Consider the following 505-nt stretch of genomic DNA (forward strand, 5'->3'; position numbering starts at 1 on the left):
GCAGCGAAGGCATCCAGGAGCCGGCGGCGCGGGGTCGGCTCAGGCACGGGCCACCGCCCAGCGGACACGCGATCCGTCATCTGAGAGCTTGTCCGTCAGCCTGTATCTCTCGCCGTCGACCTCGACTACTGCGTCGCGCTCGCCAACTACTTCCGCGCGGAACAGGCTGATCACAACCTCGTATGCGGCCACCGGCATTGGGTCATCCCCGAAGGCTTGAGTGCCGCGATCCACCATCACCGAGCACGGAACCCCGGGACCGCCACCACGAGGCGTGTACACAGCACCGGAGTCGGCCAGGCCTGCCGGAGCGAATGCCGTGATGGCAGCACGGTCGAATTCCTGCAGGAACGCTTTCTGGCTCACTGGCGCCCCCTGAACTTCGACGTTTCCAGCGCCTTGGTCAGTTCGCGATTGAAGTGGAACGGCATCAGCCTGTCCCACGCCCGCTGTGCCAATCCGAAAATGTTGTAACGCGGCGTGTAGGTCGCGGTGTTCGTGAAGA

The 505-nt window shown here is 64.4% G+C and carries 1 protein-coding gene; it reads right to left on the reverse strand.

Annotated elements, in window-relative coordinates:
* Positions 1–39: 39 nt before the first annotated feature.
* On the reverse strand, positions 40–444 hold the full coding sequence (locus ACYVEA_RS34910; RefSeq protein ID WP_461117949.1) for a head-tail joining protein: 405 nt from the start codon (positions 442–444) through the stop codon (positions 40–42).
* Between the last annotated feature and the right edge of the window lie 61 nt (positions 445–505).

Source organism: Spirosoma jeollabukense, from assembly GCF_054777855.1.